This window comes from Vitreoscilla filiformis (assembly GCF_002222655.1).
GTDB classification, from domain to species: Bacteria; Pseudomonadota; Gammaproteobacteria; order Burkholderiales; family Burkholderiaceae_C; genus Ideonella; species Ideonella filiformis.
The window spans coordinates 2,223,798-2,239,872 of the sequence record NZ_CP022423.1 but is presented as its reverse complement, the minus strand read 5'-3'; the positions used below and the strand labels follow the sequence as shown (position 1 = coordinate 2,239,872).

The window sequence follows — 16,075 nt, the reverse complement described above, 5'->3', positions numbered from 1 at the left end:
ATGAGCACGTTACTGGTGGATCGATCGGGGATGAGTTTGCGCTGTGATGCGGAAGCGATCGCGGTGTATGAGGGTGAGGAACGGCGGGGCAGTGTGCCGCTGGCGTTGCTGAATCGGTGTGTGATCCGGGGGGCGGACACGCAATTGGACAGCGGGGTGTTGCTCAAGCTGGCAGAGGCTGGGGTGGGCACGGTGCTGTTCAGTCCGCGTTTGGGGCGGCGGGTGGCGGTGGTGCTGGGGCCGCAGCATCGAGATGCGGGTTTGCGGTTGGCGCAAAGTCAGCGGGTGTTGAATGGGCCAGCATGTGCAGATTGGGCACGCCAAGTGGTGGTGGCCAAATTGGGGCGACAGGTGCGGGTGTTGCGGGGATGGTTATCCCGCCGACCGGAGGCGCGGCGGCGGTTATCGGATGCTGTGGCGCGGGTGGAGGCCATCCGCCGGCAGGCCCTGCAAGGTGGGGATGTGGCGAGTTTGCGGGGTTTGGAAGGTGCAGCGGCGCGGGTTTATTTTTCGGGGTTGGCGGTGGTGGTAGCGCCGGGGTTGGGATTTGAGGGGAGAAATCGGCGCCCGCCGCGTGACCCGGTGAATGTCGGGTTATCGCTGGGGTATACGATGTTGCATTTGGAGGCGGTGGGTTTGGCGCAGGCGGCGGGGTTGGATCCGTTGCTGGGGTTTTACCATCGGCCCAGTGTGGGGCGTGAATCTTTGGCGTGTGATTTGATTGAACCGTTGAGGCCGTTGGTGGATGATTGGGTGGTTGGATTATTCAGGGAGCGGTTATTGAGGGAGGCGCACTTTACGGTGCCGGAGGGCGGTGGTGCGTGTTTGATGGGGAAGGCGGGGCGGCGTATTTTTTATGACGAGTGGTTCAAGGCGTTGCCGGTTTGGCAGCGGTGGTTGAGGTTACGCTGCATGATTTTGGCGCGCCAGTTGCGGGATGAGGGGGAGTTATTTTTTGATGATGGTTTTGGGGATGAGGTTGAGCCGTGGTGAGGGGGTTTTAAAATGGCGGATCATGATGTGGCGGTGTGGTGGGTTTGTTATGATATTCATGATCCGCGCCGCTCTGCGAAAATTTTGAAGCGGTTAAAGGGGGTGGGGATTCCATTGCAATATAGTTTATTTGAGGTGCGCAAGAGTGCGCAGGGGATGAAAATTTTGATGGATGAATTGGCGGCGTTGGCGGCGGAGGATGATGATTTGCGGGCGTACCGGTGTTCGGGGCCGGATGCGGTGGTGCGGCTGGGCCGGTCGTTGGTGCCGGAGGGCATGTGGTTGCCAGAAGGTCGCTGAGGTGTGCTAGACTGCGCCTCGCCAGCCAGACCCCATTGGCATGAAATGTGCTTTCGCAGTCAGCTCGTCGTTCGGAAAATTTTTTGTCAAGCCCCCTTGCAAGTGCTTGTCACACAAAGGTTTTTTCGGACGAAGTCTGGCTGGCTTCCCTGGCTTTGAAGGGATTAAGACGCCCGACATATTCTTCGAGTTGCTCGGATACAACTGGCTGGCTTCCCTGGCTTTGAAGGGATTAAGACGCCACTTTATGGGGGTTGGCGAATGCTGCGCGGCTGGCTGGCTTCCCTGGCTTTGAAGGGATTAAGACGCCCCACCGGCCGCCTCCCACGCGGCGTCGGGTCTGGCTGGCTTCCCTGGCTTTGAAGGGATTAAGACCTGATGATGTCGCCATCATCTATTTCAATGCTGTCTGGCTGGCTTCCCTGGCTTTGAAGGGATTAAGACGTCTCGGCTTCGGTTGGTGCGGCCACGTGACAGTCTGGCTGGCTTCCCTGGCTTTGAAGGGATTAAGACGTGCTATGAGGTCACATCTCATACCGGTAGTAGTCTGGCTGGCTTCCCTGGCTTTGAAGGGATTAAGACAATGCTGCGCGGATATGATGAATGTCCTCCCCGTCTGGCTGGCTTCCCTGGCTTTGAAGGGATTAAGACACCGGATCACCCATGACCATCGCGGTGCTGTGGGTCTGGCTGGCTTCCCTGGCTTTGAAGGGATTAAGACGTGGGCGGCCATGTAGCCGGTTTCGCCGGCACGTCTGGCTGGCTTCCCTGGCTTTGAAGGGATTAAGACTCATCACACGGCACGTTGTTCCGATCGATTTAGTCTGGCTGGCTTCCCTGGCTTTGAAGGGATTAAGACCCCGAAGCCGACACCCTGAACCTAGGGCTCCGTCTGGCTGGCTTCCCTGGCTTTGAAGGGATTAAGACTATCAAAGACGACATAATTGGCTCCGTTGAGGTCTGGCTGGCTTCCCTGGCTTTGAAGGGATTAAGACGCTACCGTGGTGTTTTGCACTGCACTTGGAGCAGTCTGGCTGGCTTCCCTGGCTTTGAAGGGATTAAGACAAGTCGAACTTGGTTTCGTAAATTTTGCTGTCGTCTGGCTGGCTTCCCTGGCTTTGAAGGGATTAAGACAGCACGTCTTTGCCGTGCATGCGCGCCAGTTGGGTCTGGCTGGCTTCCCTGGCTTTGAAGGGATTAAGACATAAACGATTGTTTTTGGAATAGGCAACCGTAGTCTGGCTGGCTTCCCTGGCTTTGAAGGGATTAAGACTAAAAGCCTCCGCGATGGCCTCCTCCAAGGCGGTCTGGCTGGCTTCCCTGGCTTTGAAGGGATTAAGACATGAGGTTGTACCCCACCACTTCCGACTCGCGGTCTGGCTGGCTTCCCTGGCTTTGAAGGGATTAAGACGCCGGGAATGTTCATGAGCCGGTGGTCTTTGTCTGGCTGGCTTCCCTGGCTTTGAAGGGATTAAGACGGAACAGACGCATGAACGCATCGATGTTTTCCGTCTGGCTGGCTTCCCTGGCTTTGAAGGGATTAAGACATAGCCCTTGATGCCCAGCGTGAACGTGTAATGTCTGGCTGGCTTCCCTGGCTTTGAAGGGATTAAGACGGTTCTGGGTGTGGGTTGTTTCGCGGTTTTTCGTCTGGCTGGCTTCCCTGGCTTTGAAGGGATTAAGACTCGATGATCGATCGCCCGGGGCCGGTCAGCCAGTCTGGCTGGCTTCCCTGGCTTTGAAGGGATTAAGACAGTCGCTGGCCGCCTGCGCGGCACTGTGATCCGTCTGGCTGGCTTCCCTGGCTTTGAAGGGATTAAGACAGTCGCTGGCCGCCTGCGCGGCACTGTGATCCGTCTGGCTGGCTTCCCTGGCTTTGAAGGGATTAAGACAGTCGCTGGCCGCCTGCGCGGCACTGTGATCCGTCTGGCTGGCTTCCCTGGCTTTGAAGGGATTAAGACACTGGGTGCGTCGATGATCACTCGCCGCGCTGTCTGGCTGGCTTCCCTGGCTTTGAAGGGATTAAGACCAATGTCATTCATCGTCGGGTCGTTGATCACTGTCTGGCTGGCTTCCCTGGCTTTGAAGGGATTAAGACACGCTGCTCAGATGCATGGTTGCATCCATCTTCGTCTGGCTGGCTTCCCTGGCTTTGAAGGGATTAAGACTTATGCCGTGGGCATTTTCTCGCTTGCAAGGGTCTGGCTGGCTTCCCTGGCTTTGAAGGGATTAAGACAGCCAACGGTCAGCGGTTTCATCCCACACAGGTCTGGCTGGCTTCCCTGGCTTTGAAGGGATTAAGACTGGATGTATGTGACTCCATCACAGGTGTTTCCGTCTGGCTGGCTTCCCTGGCTTTGAAGGGATTAAGACTTGCCAGGTCTCTTCGACCTGTGCGTATTGAAAGTCTGGCTGGCTTCCCTGGCTTTGAAGGGATTAAGACGCGCATACGTCTCGCACCGCCGCGATAACAGGTCTAGCTGGCTTCCCTGTTTTTATGCAGCCACTCGACGAGCAGGCAGAAAAAAAGGGGGCTAGCGCCCCCTTGACCGAAGGCCAACACCGCCATGTCGGTGTGGCCTTTTTGGTATCAGCTTCAGCGCCCCGCCCCACGCCAGGGCTGCACCTCGGGGCTCGCCGAAATCGGCTTGGGCAGAGGCTGCGTCAGGCGGATGCGGTTCAGCACCGGGCTGGCGGTCTGGTTCGGCAGAGATTGCAGGTAGCGCACCACCACTTCCACCCCATCCAGCGGCTGGCCCTGCTCGTCCTTGAGAATCTGCACGTTCTTCACCGGCACCACGTTGATCAGATCCGGGTCATGCGCGTAGTGGTATGAGGCGTAGCTGTACGTGCGTTCGGGGTCCAGAGGTTGCCATTGCTGGCTGGCACGATCCAACACCCGAATGTTGGCGGCACGCTGGCCCTTGGCCGCATAAGGGTTCAGATCCATCTCCACACCCGAGAAATTGAACAGCCAGCCGCCCGTCCACTCCTGCACCTGGGGATTCAGCGAACCATCTGCCGCGTTCTCAATCTGGCCCTTGAGCTGCTTGCCTTGCAGCTCACCCTTGGCAATCAGCGGGCCAATGGGGATGAAGTGATACAAATCCTCCATGCGGATCGGGCCAGGCGCCACATGCGTGCCATAACGGAAACCCCGAATCGCACCAATATCCGCCCCGGTTTGGGCACGGAAGGCATCGGTCAGAAAGTCGTGGGACGAACCCTCGATCACCGCCGGCATCGCCTCGTGTGAGAAGTTGCTGCGGTGCAGCGCCACCGTGGTGTGGCCGACCACCGTGTCGATGGGGCGCGGCAACCGAGTGCCGTTGAACGGGTTGACGTGTTGCGTGAAACCCGGCCCGCTGACAAAACTCTTGCGCACCTTCCGCACCGCAGCGGCGATTTGCGGATGCTCGGGCGTGCGCTCGTCAATCACATGCAACTGGTGCTTCCAGCCCGTGACCTTGCCGTGCCGCATCGTCAGGTCGATCTGGCCCAGCACGGTGCCGTCTTGGCCCTCTTCGATGACCAGCGTGCCGGTCGGCGTCACATAAGGCTGGGTGGCAATCTCGTGCATGTCCGAGGACAACACCACGTCGATGCCCGGGATGCTTTCCGCCAGCCGGATGTTGTTGGCCATGCCCATTTCCGACGCCAACACCACCAAATCGACCTTGTGCTGTTGACGCAGCTCGGCCACCAGGGTGCGCACTTGGGCATCCACTTCGGTGCCGTTCTTCAGAAAGCGCAAGCCCTTGGTGACGGAGCGCCCCACCACCTGCGGCCCCCGGTCGGTGGTCAGCCCGAGGATGCCGACCTTGACGCCACCGACCTCCCGCACCAAGTAAGGTGGCAGCACGCGCTGGCCTTGTTTGTCGGCATACGGCCCGCCGTCGGGGCTGTCGTAATAGACGTTGGCGGCGATGGTGTTCCACGGGGCCAAGGGGCGCTGACCGGCAAACAGGTCAATGAAACGCTGGCTGCCGTAGACAAATTCCCAGTTGCCCGGCGCAAAGGCGTCGATCCTGAAGTGGTTGAGCACATCCACCAGCGCCTGGCCCCGGGTGTAGAGCGCCTCGGCGGAGCCTTGCACCGTGTCGCCCGTGTTGACCAGCAGATGGTGAGGCCGGGCTTGGCGGATGGCCTCGATGCGGGTGTACATGCGGGCCAAGCCGCCTTGCAGCGCACCGTTGCCGTCTGAGCGCAGGTGCGGGCGCGGCACCAAGTGGCCGTGGACGTCCCCCATGTGGATCAGGGTGAGGGTGGTCGGCTGTTCTTGGGCTGCGGCCCAAGGGCTGAACAAGCTGACAGCCAGCAGGGCGGCCCAGCCCAGGGGCTGGCGAATGAGGGGCATATGAAGTCTCCGAGAAACAGACAGGATAGGCGGGATGACCCGGCTGAGGCAACCCGCTTTAGGGACACAGCGTTTAGTCAGGGACTTGCCCTCACGCGCCAGCTCTCCCCCCGTGAACTCGAAAACCCACGCTTCCGCACCAATGGGGCTTGATCAGCTGGCCTGCCACTCCTTCAGGAACGGGACAAGCCGGCTCACGTCACCAGTAGCCAAGATGGTGATGTTGGACTCTTTGGCACGCCTGTGGACATCCTCGCTCACGGCTTGCGCACTGAGGTACAGCGCCGCAGCCACGCTCCCACCCAAGGATTGGCGCAGCTGTGCGAGTTTATAGAGCGCGTCTTGCGCCTTGTTTTGTTGGCCGGTTTTGCATTCGATCAACAGTGCGCGGTTGCGGTGCAGCAGCATGGCGTCAATTTCGTTGCGGACGCCTTGGCCTTTGGATGAATTGACAATCACATTGCAGCCATAACGCCCACGTTTGGCCATGCCGGAGAGCTTGAGAAAAACGAACTCCTCCAGCCACCCTCCCGCAAAGTATTTTGCTGCGTCCAGATCGGAGAAGGTAAGTCGCTCGTCACCTTCCCAGCTTAACAGCCCATGACTGGCTGCTTGGTGCAAAAGTTTGGCGTTGATGCCACCGGGTGCAAACTCAAAAGCCTGCTCCAGATTGCCCCCGACAGAGGCACAGGCCATTCCAGCCAATGCACTGAAGAATTTGCCGTAGCGTGCAGCGTTATCACCCATTTCCCGGGTTAATGCTGCACGAGCACTGGCCCGCGCTTGTACCGCTGCCGGACGGGTATCACTCTCAATGCGATAGCCCTGCACCAGAATCATGTCTTGCAGATCGAGCACATCGGCCATCGCTTCGGTACGAGGATCAGAGCCTAGCCAGTCAAGCTGCTGCCGATGGGTATCGGCATAAACAATGTCCAGTTTGCCACTGCCGGTTTCCAGCAGACGCAGAGCATCCCGCAGCGCCAGCACCATCAATTTGGTGCCACCCGTGGCATGCAAAATCACCTGCCGGCCATCCAATTGTTCAGCGACTTGGTGCGCACTGGCCTCAATGGTGGAAGGACTGCGATCGTCAAAGTCTTGGCGGCGAATCTGACGGCCTTCTTGGCGCAGCGCTGTTTCCAGATTAGAAGCGGCATCGCGCATGGTCGGCGTTTGTAGAATTAAGACCTCAGCCGCTTGCAACTGCTTGAGGGGAATCAAGTTGGCGGCATTTTGCCCGGTGGCAATGCAGACGTGTACGACGGTGCTGGATGTGTTATGCACGCTTCGTCCTTTCAGTGAAAAAAGTATTTCAACGGATTGCTGAGTACGGTTGAAGGGCCAGTTTTTTCTGCTTCGCTTCTCTGAACTCACTTTTCCCAGCCATATTCAGCTTTAGCGGGCGCAGCTGACTAACACCCGGCGCGGCTGGGTTGGCCATGGCTAGCAACTCATGCAAAACACTCTTCCATGCGGGCACATTTTTTTCCATCCAGCGTTCAAATGCTTGCACGTAGGATCGAATTTCATTATTTCCCAGCTGGGGCGTATCGTTAGAACGCACATTCAACTGAGTGATATTCACGCTCACTTGCCCGAGCCCAAAGGGTTTTCCCATGCCAAGACTATGGCGCAGCTCGGAATTCCCTCCCCACGTCAACGCCCAGAGCACGGCCCCCAGCTCCTCGCGAGTAACGTTGTGCAGCCGCACGCGGCCCGCAAATGAAAGCCCCGCTCGCAGGGGTTGAAGTTGTGTTTGCACACTGGCTTGGCTTTTTTCTGGTGGGGGTGGAACACCCTTCACACTGGCCGGTGCATGCACCGGGTAACGCTTCCAGCCACGGAGCTTCGCCGAAGAATCCATCAGAGTCGTCGCTGGCCCGGACAGCTTGCCACCACGCTCCTTTTGGACGATGTAGTTGGGGTAGAAGCTTGGCTTGGGACCGTTGAGCACAGTCGGCTGGCTGAACGCGCTGGGGGCTTCCCATGGTTTGGTGTTGCTTCCCGTCAAGCGCAAGTCGCCAAAGCTGACGCGGGAACGCCGACTTTGTTCATGATCACTCTGCTTGATGAGGCCAAATAGCGTCTCCACAAAATCGAGCTTGCTTTCCCGACGCTGCTGCTTGAGTGCCAACTCACCCAGGGAGTAAAACCCCGGTATCCGGTACATCATCGCAAGCCCCAGCGATGAAACGGACGCCTTCTGCTGATTTTTTTCAGTCAAAAAGAAAACAGGAACTCCTTTGTTTTTCAACACTGAATCAGGACTCAGCAAGTACTTCCAATCGCTTGAGTCTGAATGATTCTGAATAAACTTTTGCATCACCCCAGCGGGCACCGTCAGTGTGCCATTGGTAGATTTTTCACTATCAAGGAAAACAAACTCCCTATGTTTGTTATTTTTTTTGTGTTCGCTTGGGTTTTTATCCATGTCACCGGGTTGACCCGTAAACACAACATACCCAACAGTACCTGGCTTGTCTTTCGGGCAAGGCTTGTATGTGCGCATTAAATCATCATCAAGCATGAATCGCTGCTTCAACGGCTTACCAACCGCACGATATTTCAGCTCAGCCTTGCGCTTATCATCGTCGGATGCCGTTTCCCATTGTGCAAAAATCAAGTCATGCGCTTGCCCGAGTCTCTGAATTTGCCGTTGCTCAATGAACCCATAGTCAACCTCCAAGATGATCCAGCTTTTTCTATCATGGCAAAAGCTCAACCAGCCCGCTCTTGGTTTACTTCTGAACGCCTGCTTGTACGCGTCCAAATCAAGGTCTCGCAAAGAAAGTGCGCGGTCATCAATGAGTTTCATCGACGCACATGAGGCAATCTCCAGAACGTTCCTGATCATTCCCCGAAAGCTCGATCCAGGAATCGCCGGAATGCCGTCCGGGTGGCAATGGAATCGTTTCGGCCCCGCTTCTGTGTCACTGCCCCCCACCAGCAAAGGCGTGTGATTGGTCAGCGTCAAATCAATCTCGGCACACAAACCGTCCTGCAACGGCACATCTTGGCTGGTTCGGTCTTGCCAATCCGGCGTCACCACCTTGGCTTGCAGCGGCACGAAGTTATAGGCCGATGTGATTTTGTCAATGCTCATGCTGTGTCTCCCTTGCGCCTCATTCGATCCGGATCGGGTTCATAAAACCAGCAAACCAGCTGTCCAGCACGCGCAGCGTGCTGTCATTGGCCGGCACCGTGCGTGCCACCCGGTAATGCAGTTTTTCTCGGCTGCCACGCACGCTGGCATGGTGAACACTGCACACCAACACAGGCTCGACCCCTTCAACCAGCGGATCGGCCAGCTCTTGCACCTCGGTGAAACTCCAGCCCGAACCGGAGGGACGCACACGCAGCGCAGCCGTCGGGCCACTCAGATCCGCACACAACACACGCCCATGCACCTCGGCGAGCGCTTGCTGTCCGCTGACCTCATGGATCGCCCCCGTGGCCTCCACCCAGCCGCACCCGGCCCACTGCCGGAGCTGTTGCAGCAGCTCGTCATGGCTGCTGATCCTGCGAGTGGTCAGCTTCAACCCGCGTAAGGCGTAGCGTGTCCAGCGGGTGCCTGCCAGCGCTTCGGGCAGCACAGCTTGTTCGAGTTGCTCCAGATCTTGCTGCAATTGCTTCAGCTTGCCGACACGTTGGGCGCGTGTGGTTGTGTCTTCACTCATGAATCATCTCCTGTGCAGTGGCATCAGCGGGCGAGCCGCACGCTTGCAGGGCTGCTTGGCGCAGCGCTTCGAAGTCTTCACGGGAGTAGTCGCCTTCCAGATACCCCAGCCCGCTTGCGCTGTCTGCCCCGATCGCTAAACGCCCTTGCACCAAATCCTCCAGGGTGTCTTGCAGTGCCTGCCAGGCCACACCATCCGTCCGCCGGCAAGCGGCCAGACTCAGGTGCAGCGCTGTGGGCAGCGACACCCGAAACAGATATTCCTCAGTGAACAGCAGCCCATCTCGCACGCTGCCGGTGAAGCGGTCAATGCTGTTGTGGGTACGGTGACCCACCTGCGGTGAAGGAACCGAAGGCAGGGGCAAGGTGATGTCCTCGAACATCAGCCCACCGGCGTAAGACGCGCCTTGCTCTCCCTTGATCGTGCCCAGCCAAGCCGCGACGCCGGTTGGCTTGGGCGCGTGCTCGGCCAAAGCGGTGCGCACGCTGTCCGGTGTGGCCCACTCCCCTCGGTGGCGCCGGTCATGGAACGCCAACCGATGCGCCACTGCCCCCTTGATGGCCGTGGCCGGGATCACCACCCGCTGTGTCAGTTGCCCCTTCGAGGGGGATTCCCAGACGACACACGGCTCCACATAGGGCATGGCATCCGCCAGCTTGATCTCCCTGCCGTGCCGGCTCAACGCTTGGCTGCCTTGGCCCACGCGCAGTGCGCCTTCGGCCCGCAAGTTCAGCGGCAGCGTGGCCCAAGGAGATTCCGCAGTCGCGGCTTTCCACGGATGCAAGCCCCGGATCTGATCCAGCGCGGCAGGTCGATCCAGAAAAACGCCCAACTCGCGGGCGTTGCGCAAATCAAGCCGCCGATACGCCCCGCGCACCACCTTCAGGCGCCCCAAGCCGCTGCGGGTGAGACCGCCCACACTCAACGCTGGCGAACTCAACAGCCCTTCCAACCAATTCCGGGCGGTTTCGGCTGCTTGGGCATTCACGCTCCAAAGCCTCAGCTCCACACTGAAGCGATGCCCAGCAGGCACCACAGTGCGATCGAAGTGCCCCGTATCGGCTGCGGCACCGTGGGCATTGATGCGCACGCGCTGGCGCTTGGTGGGTAAACGATGCACCAGCGGCCCCAAAATCGGCTCGTTGGGTGACACCTCCGCCAATACGTCGGACACCACCCGGTCGCGGCTGTCGTGGATGTGGGCATGCGTGCATTCGAAACGCGAGGCGCGACCATCATCGCCTTGGGCGTAGCCGAATACATCGTCCGCCACTTCCTTGGCCCCGTTGACGCCTAACTCATCTTGCACATGGGCTTGGAGCGCGTGGCGCAACACACCCGCCAAGGCTGTGCCAGGGATGTAGGGCAATCCGGCAGGTGTCAAGGCCAGCACCACATCGTCCACCAGCTCATCCTTGCCGCTGGCGATGCTCAACGGAGAACGGGCCTCCAGCACCAAGCGCCAAACATCCACACAAGAATGATCGGTTCTCATGATTCGCTGCTCTCTTTCTTGCAGACCTTGTCGAGTGCTTCCAACCAATGCAGATCAGCACGGCGGATGGCTTGGCAGGCATGAACCGCCTGGCGCACAGCTCGCCGCCAATCGGCTGCGGCGGCGCCAGCCTGCATGTGCAGATCCAAGTGTTTCCGCAACAGCTGATTCATGAGCCCCCCTAACGGCTCCGAGTTGCTGTGGCTCACATTCCAGCCCTCCAGGGCCTGAGTGTTGCGATGCACACCAGTGCTGCCCTGCGCAGAACGGGTCGGCCCCGAGCTTGCGGAGATACCCAGCACCTTGCTCTGCACCTTGTCGTTGTAGTGAGCTGGCTCCAGGCAAGCCTCCAGCGCCGAGGCCAGCCCGCCCCACTGGGACGGTGACGGCCCCAGCGGCAGGTGCTCGGGGGTGCCTCGGTAGCGACGCACAGCCATGAGATGGCTGGTGATCTTCTGTTGCCAGTCTTGGGCCAGCTTCAAGGCCCCCTGATCCACCTTCACCGCGCTTTCTGGCGTGCGCTGGAGGAACTTCATCAGTGGCGTATCCGGTGCCCGCACAGGCACCGTGGCGGCAGTGGCCGGAGCCGTCATGGTGGTCTGCCGGAACACCGGGCGGACATCGGCCAGCAGCGGCGGATTCACCCAGACCTCCCCCAAACCTTGCGCCCCAGACACCCCCACACCCCCCTGCAACTGGCGCAACTCTTCAGGCGTGAAGGCCCGATCCCGCTCGAACACCAACACACTGCCAGCTTGGATCACCTGGCACTCGGTGGCGTAGGTGTTGCGATGGGCGTTCCATGCGCTGTAGCGCCGATGGCGCAAAGCGCTGTGTTGGGGGACGAACCGCGCACCGGGCAGCCCCATCACGGTGGGTTCAGGCGTGAGGCACGGGCGACCATGGGCATCGCGCAGCAATGCATCGGACAGCAACCACACCACCACCCGCTGCCCTCGCACACTCGGCGCAACCACCGGCGCCGGCATCTCTTGAATCGACACCCGCACCCGCCCATATTCACCCGAACGCGAACGCCCAAGGCGCACTTGCTGTGCCATCGCTCGGAGCAACGCCTCAACCGGGGCCGCTGGCACACCCGCAGCCACTTGCATGGTCGCTCGGAAACGCTGCCCTGCCTGCAAACTCTGATAACCAAACAGTTGGCCGGCACGCGCCGTGCCCGTCTCCTCCTGCAAGGCGGTGCGCAAACGGTATTGGGTGTCGGGCGTGACGTGCTCCCCCGCCTCGCTCACATAGCCACCACGCAGACCTTTGGCTTGCTTGAAATCGTCCGCCTTGGCGTCGGCGTGGGCCAAGTTGCGCAGCTTCTGTGCGTGCAGTCGCTTGCTGGCGGTGCCCTCGGTGTTTTTGATGAAGTACCCCTCTGTGTCCCCTTTGTCATAAACCCAGCTCAGCGGCACAACGAACGTGGGCAGACCATGCGGACTGAGGGGGCGAGCATCCGAGAAGCGCAGCCCCTCTTCGTGGGCCAGGGCCTGCGCGTCGCCAGCATGGTGACGGTGCAACCAAGCCGCCGCCCACCCCCACAATGCCGTGCCCGGAATGCGGTCCAGCGCCTCGTGGTTGCCCTGAGTGGCTGAGCGTTGGCTGAACACCAAGTCATCCAGCAAGGTGATGTCTAACTGGTAGCGCTTCATGCAGCCTCCTTCAAATTCAGTCGGGCGCGGCCAGCCCCCCGGGATCGATGGGCACCCACGTGCTGCACCAACTGCGCCCCCTGCTTCAACACGGCCCACAAGGGGGCGGCCTGCTGGGGATCGCTCACATCCAGCGTCAAGGTGGCATGCAACGTCATGGGCACCACCATCTGGATGGCGCGCAGCGTCTGATCCTTGGCCACGCCCTGGTCATCCATGGCGGTAGAAAACACCTCCACGAATAAGCGGGGTAACTGTTGCCGGCCAGCAGGCGACACCAACCAGTCACGCTCTGCCTGCGTCAGCGTGGCATTGCTCACGTGCAGCACCCCTGGTCGGCTGCGCAGCAAGCGCAGATCGTCGGAAACACCGGTGAGTACCTTGTCCCCAAACAGGTAGGCGGTGGTGTCGGCAGGGACGTGGCCCCAGTGCTCCAAGCAGCGCACGGCATCCCGTAACAAGCCTTTGAGCTGGCGGCCCGGCAAATAAGGCAACCCTTGCGGATCCACCACAACCACGGCGTCCAGCGACCGGCCCTGGCCCCGGCCACTGCCGGCGTGCCACAAATCCAGCACCTCAACCGCCAAGGGGCGGGTGCTTGGGTTGAGAGATGAACTCATGCCTCTTCCTCCTGAGTCACGGCCAGATGAGCCAGCGTCAACGCATCGTTCAAGGGAGTGCTGTGCAGATCGCTGGGGGATTCAGAGCGGTGCGCACAGGGCAGCGCATCTGGCGCAGCAGGCAGGCCCAATGCCTGGAGTGCCTGGCGCAGCGCTGTTTGAGTGGCTGCGTCTTGGCGGTGCGCCAGCATTTCCCAAATGCGCTGCCAGCTCTTGCGTGCCGTGGCGGGCGATTGGTGCAACTGGGTGATGAGCTGACGCACTGGCCCGTTGGCCAGGGCTGGGCGGGCCAGCACATCGGCCAAGGTCTGTAACTGCGCCAAGGCGGGCAAGGTCGGCTCCCCTTTCGACGCATGCAACAGGTACGGCCCATGGACGGTGCAATAGCGCACGCCCTCCTCCGCCTCCTTGGGGGTGGTCTCGACGCGCTGAACGTCCTGCCAGTCATCCAGCAGGGACACGGTTTGGCGATAGAACATCAAGCCCGAAGGCGCCTCTTTCTCGGACGCCGTCACCCGCTTTTTGGTGGCGCTCTTCACCATGCCGCACAGCGACTCCGCCAAGTGCAACGCCCGGTCAAACGGATGACTGGCCTGCACAATGGCGATGCCCGCAGCCGCCGTGAGCTTGACCGGCAAAAAGTTGAATTTTTGCCGCGCCTCTTTCAGCTCTTTTTCGGTCTCCACTTCAAACGCTGCCAGAAACGCTTGGGTGAAGGGCACCGCCACATCCGGGCGCAACAGGATGGTGAGGTCATCACCGCCCAACACCAAAGGGCGGGCGGGCACGAAACCATCCTTGCGGGTTTTGGGTGCCAGCACAGTGTTCGTCGCGTGGGCCGCCGCCGCTCGGGTGGCTTGGCTGACAGCTTCCGAAAACCCCGCATACGCTTCAACATAATGATCCGGCGTTTTCTTGCAGTGCTTTGCCAGTTCCTGCAACGCCACGCCCAATCCATTGCCATCGGCATGGACGACGGCAATTTCTTTGTGCCCCGCTTGATTAAAAGGGAACTCTCGCTCCAAATCACTGGGCCAGTTCTGCAAATCGGTGCTGAACCGAGCGGTCAAGCGGTCGTGGTTGAAACGGCGGGCGCGTTGGCGATGCACCAGCGTTTGAGCATCGACCCATTCTTTTTGCGCGTTTTCGGTCATGGTTTGCACCGCTGCCCGGCCCGTCCGGGGTGCCAAGCGGGTGAGCGGCCCGGTTTCCGGCAAACTGGGAGCGGGCTGGTTGCGTTGCCATTTCATGGCTTGCATGCCCGCTTCGGCAGCCGCCAGCGCATGGATGCCTTCGCTGGCCACCAGTCCGAACCGCAACCCGGGTGCGACATCCGCCAGTGTGGCCGACCACAGCGCTTGCACCCGATCGCGCAACGCGGCGCTTTGAAACAGCGCGATAAACGCACCGCCACCACGGCGGGAAAACGCGACATCGGGGTCATTTTTCTTTTGGATTTCACGCCCCAGAACGGTGGCAATCACGCGGGACAGCAAATCATCGGGAGTTTTTTTATCCTCCGGACCGGCTGGCGCCAAATCGCCGCAGAGTTGATCTAGCCGCACGCTGGCACCCACGGCATCGGACAACCGGCCCGAATCAAAAATGTAAGACTGGATCGATTCCGCCTCAAATATCAAGGCATATTGGGTCATGCTTGGCCTCCTTCTTCGTTGTCATCGCCATGGGGTTGCCGCAAAGCGACGTTGAACGCCCCCATCCCCACCGTCGTTTTCCCTCCGAGTTGCAGGTGTTCGCCCAGGCGCAACCACGGCAGGGCTGGGCAGGCTTCGGGCGGATACGCCCATGCGCCCGTCAGGCCATCGATGCGAATCGCCCGCTGTTGGCGCGATGACCAACGATGCACTTGCGCACGCTGTGTCCAAGCCAGATCGGGCATCCAATGGCGGCTCCACTGGAGCCAAGCGGTTTTGTCTTCTGGGCTCAACCAAGTGGTCGGGTGGCGGGCGGAGGTGGGTTGTGCCAGCCGCAGCATCGCCCCCAGACGGGTGAAACACGCTTGCAGCACCTCACTGAGCGGAGGCGGCTGGGTGATCAATGCGCTTCGAAACTTGAGTCGCAGCGGTGTCACGCTGTTCAGCCACACCCCGCTCTGCTGCGGATTGGGCCGCTCGGTCAGCTCGGCCTGGGCGGTTTGCCACACGTCTTGCGCGCACCAAGGCGGTGGGACGGCGGCGCCCACAGGTTCGGGGCCGCTGGGGGTGAGCCATGCCACCTCGTCCAACACGGCCCGGCTGCGTTCGGTGCCCAATCCGAGCAGGCCGAAGTCGTCGAAGGCTTGGAGGCAAGCGTCCACATCCGGTGCTGAGCTGGCATGCAAGCTGAAGCGGGCGCGCAGCACGGTGCCTGCGGGCAGGTCGGTTTCATCGCCCAGATCTGGCGGCCACAACCACCAAGGGCGCAGGCTGTCACTCTGATCGCCGGCATAGCGTTCGCAGAGGGTGGGAGCCCGGCGGTGGAGTGCGAGGCCGAACACGCTGCGGTAAAGCGCCCCCAGCCCGCCCGGAGCGGGCAGGGAGAGATCGTCCAGCAGGCGATGGGTGAGTTCGAGGTGGAACCACTGCATTGCGGGCAGAGCCAAGCCGGCGGGGGGATTGCAAGGCGGAGGGGGTGGGGTGTCCCGGGTCATGGTGACGAGGTGAGGGTGAAGGGCGTCCGCCTCATTCTGGCGTTAGATTGCAGAAATGCAGGAGGAGGGGCGCACTTTGTCACAGCCTGGGTGGATTTGGCGGACTCTGCAAGCTTGCGGTTTTTGACGGGTTTGGCGGAAGGATGGCATGCTGCGCGCGGTTTTGTTGGGGCGGCGGCACGGGGGTTAGGCTGTGGGCCTGCAAAGATGTGCTAAAGTTTCCTCAGTCAGTCAGACATTGGCATGAAAAGTGCTTTCGCAGTCAGCTCGTCGTTCGGAAAAATTTTTGTCAACCCCCGTTGTAAGTGCTTGTCACACA

General features: G+C 60.3%; 11 protein-coding genes and 1 CRISPR repeat array. Of the genes, 2 read left to right on the top strand and 9 right to left on the bottom strand.

What is annotated here, in order from left to right; all coding sequences use genetic code 11:
* Positions 1-993 (top strand): CRISPR-associated endonuclease Cas1, encoded by a 993-nt coding sequence (gene cas1 / locus VITFI_RS10645; RefSeq protein ID WP_089416942.1) that lies wholly within the window; start codon positions 1-3, stop codon positions 991-993.
* Between the two features lie 12 nt (positions 994-1,005).
* A complete protein-coding gene (cas2, locus tag VITFI_RS10640; protein ID WP_089416941.1) occupies positions 1,006-1,293 on the top strand; it encodes a CRISPR-associated endonuclease Cas2 in 288 nt (95 codons plus the stop codon).
* Positions 1,294-1,427: 134 nt separating this feature from the next.
* Positions 1,428-3,736: direct repeats of the CRISPR family, unit length 37 nt; unit sequence GTCTGGCTGGCTTCCCTGGCTTTGAAGGGATTAAGAC.
* A 153-nt stretch (positions 3,737-3,889) separates the two neighbouring features.
* Here the strand turns inward: cas2 and VITFI_RS10635 are convergent.
* The 9 genes from VITFI_RS10635 to cas6 all read right to left on the bottom strand — a co-directional run bounded on the left by VITFI_RS10635 (position 3,890) and on the right by cas6 (position 15,693).
* On the bottom strand, positions 3,890-5,650 hold the full coding sequence (locus VITFI_RS10635; RefSeq protein ID WP_089416940.1) for a bifunctional metallophosphatase/5'-nucleotidase: 1,761 nt from the start codon (positions 5,648-5,650) through the stop codon (positions 3,890-3,892).
* Positions 5,651-5,803: 153 nt separating this feature from the next.
* The gene (locus tag VITFI_RS10630; RefSeq protein ID WP_157725650.1) at positions 5,804-6,937 is read right to left on the bottom strand and encodes a Card1-like endonuclease domain-containing protein; all 1,134 of its coding nucleotides are present in this window, start codon (positions 6,935-6,937) and stop codon (positions 5,804-5,806) included.
* A 28-nt stretch (positions 6,938-6,965) separates the two neighbouring features.
* Positions 6,966-8,756, bottom strand: coding sequence for a TIGR03986 family type III CRISPR-associated RAMP protein (locus VITFI_RS10625; protein WP_089416938.1), 1,791 nt, complete (start codon positions 8,754-8,756; stop codon positions 6,966-6,968).
* A 19-nt stretch (positions 8,757-8,775) separates the two neighbouring features.
* Entirely contained in the window at positions 8,776-9,330 is a 555-nt protein-coding gene (locus VITFI_RS10620; protein WP_089416937.1) for a hypothetical protein, read from the bottom strand.
* Positions 9,323-10,825 (bottom strand): RAMP superfamily CRISPR-associated protein, encoded by a 1,503-nt coding sequence (locus VITFI_RS10615; protein WP_089416936.1) that lies wholly within the window; start codon positions 10,823-10,825, stop codon positions 9,323-9,325. The genes VITFI_RS10620 and VITFI_RS10615 overlap by 8 nt, the downstream gene beginning before the upstream one ends.
* Positions 10,822-12,486, bottom strand: a complete 1,665-nt coding sequence (locus VITFI_RS10610) for a type III-B CRISPR module-associated Cmr3 family protein (protein ID WP_089416935.1) — start codon at positions 12,484-12,486, stop codon at positions 10,822-10,824. The genes VITFI_RS10615 and VITFI_RS10610 overlap by 4 nt, the downstream gene beginning before the upstream one ends.
* Entirely contained in the window at positions 12,483-13,106 is a 624-nt protein-coding gene (locus VITFI_RS10605) for an RAMP superfamily CRISPR-associated protein (protein WP_157725649.1), read from the bottom strand. The genes VITFI_RS10610 and VITFI_RS10605 overlap by 4 nt, the downstream gene beginning before the upstream one ends.
* Positions 13,103-14,761 carry a Cas10/Cmr2 second palm domain-containing protein gene (locus VITFI_RS10600; RefSeq protein ID WP_089416933.1) on the bottom strand — a complete coding sequence of 553 codons (1,659 nt, stop codon included), beginning with the start codon at positions 14,759-14,761 and terminating at the stop codon, positions 13,103-13,105. Before VITFI_RS10600 ends, VITFI_RS10605 begins: the two co-directional genes overlap by 4 nt.
* Complete coding sequence (gene cas6 / locus VITFI_RS10595; protein WP_089416932.1) at positions 14,758-15,693, bottom strand: CRISPR system precrRNA processing endoribonuclease RAMP protein Cas6; 936 nt, start codon at positions 15,691-15,693, stop codon at positions 14,758-14,760. Before cas6 ends, VITFI_RS10600 begins: the two co-directional genes overlap by 4 nt.
* Positions 15,694-16,075 lie beyond the last annotated feature (382 nt).

What these genes read in the sequence shown, in the direction of transcription:
- cas1 (WP_089416942.1), top strand. Translation starts at nt 1, where the DNA reads ATGAGCACGTTACTGGTGGATCGATCGGGGATGAGTTTGCGCTGTGAT.
- cas2 (WP_089416941.1), top strand. Translation starts at nt 1,006, where the DNA reads ATGGCGGATCATGATGTGGCGGTGTGGTGGGTTTGTTATGATATTCAT.
- VITFI_RS10635 (WP_089416940.1), bottom strand. Translation starts at nt 5,650, where the DNA reads ATGCCCCTCATTCGCCAGCCCCTGGGCTGGGCCGCCCTGCTGGCTGTC.
- VITFI_RS10625 (WP_089416938.1), bottom strand. Translation starts at nt 8,756, where the DNA reads ATGAGCATTGACAAAATCACATCGGCCTATAACTTCGTGCCGCTGCAA.
- VITFI_RS10620 (WP_089416937.1), bottom strand. Translation starts at nt 9,330, where the DNA reads ATGAGTGAAGACACAACCACACGCGCCCAACGTGTCGGCAAGCTGAAG.
- VITFI_RS10615 (WP_089416936.1), bottom strand. Translation starts at nt 10,825, where the DNA reads ATGAGAACCGATCATTCTTGTGTGGATGTTTGGCGCTTGGTGCTGGAG.
- VITFI_RS10610 (WP_089416935.1), bottom strand. Translation starts at nt 12,486, where the DNA reads ATGAAGCGCTACCAGTTAGACATCACCTTGCTGGATGACTTGGTGTTC.
- VITFI_RS10605 (WP_157725649.1), bottom strand. Translation starts at nt 13,106, where the DNA reads ATGAGTTCATCTCTCAACCCAAGCACCCGCCCCTTGGCGGTTGAGGTG.
- VITFI_RS10600 (WP_089416933.1), bottom strand. Translation starts at nt 14,761, where the DNA reads ATGACCCAATATGCCTTGATATTTGAGGCGGAATCGATCCAGTCTTAC.
- cas6 (WP_089416932.1), bottom strand. Translation starts at nt 15,693, where the DNA reads ATGCAGTGGTTCCACCTCGAACTCACCCATCGCCTGCTGGACGATCTC.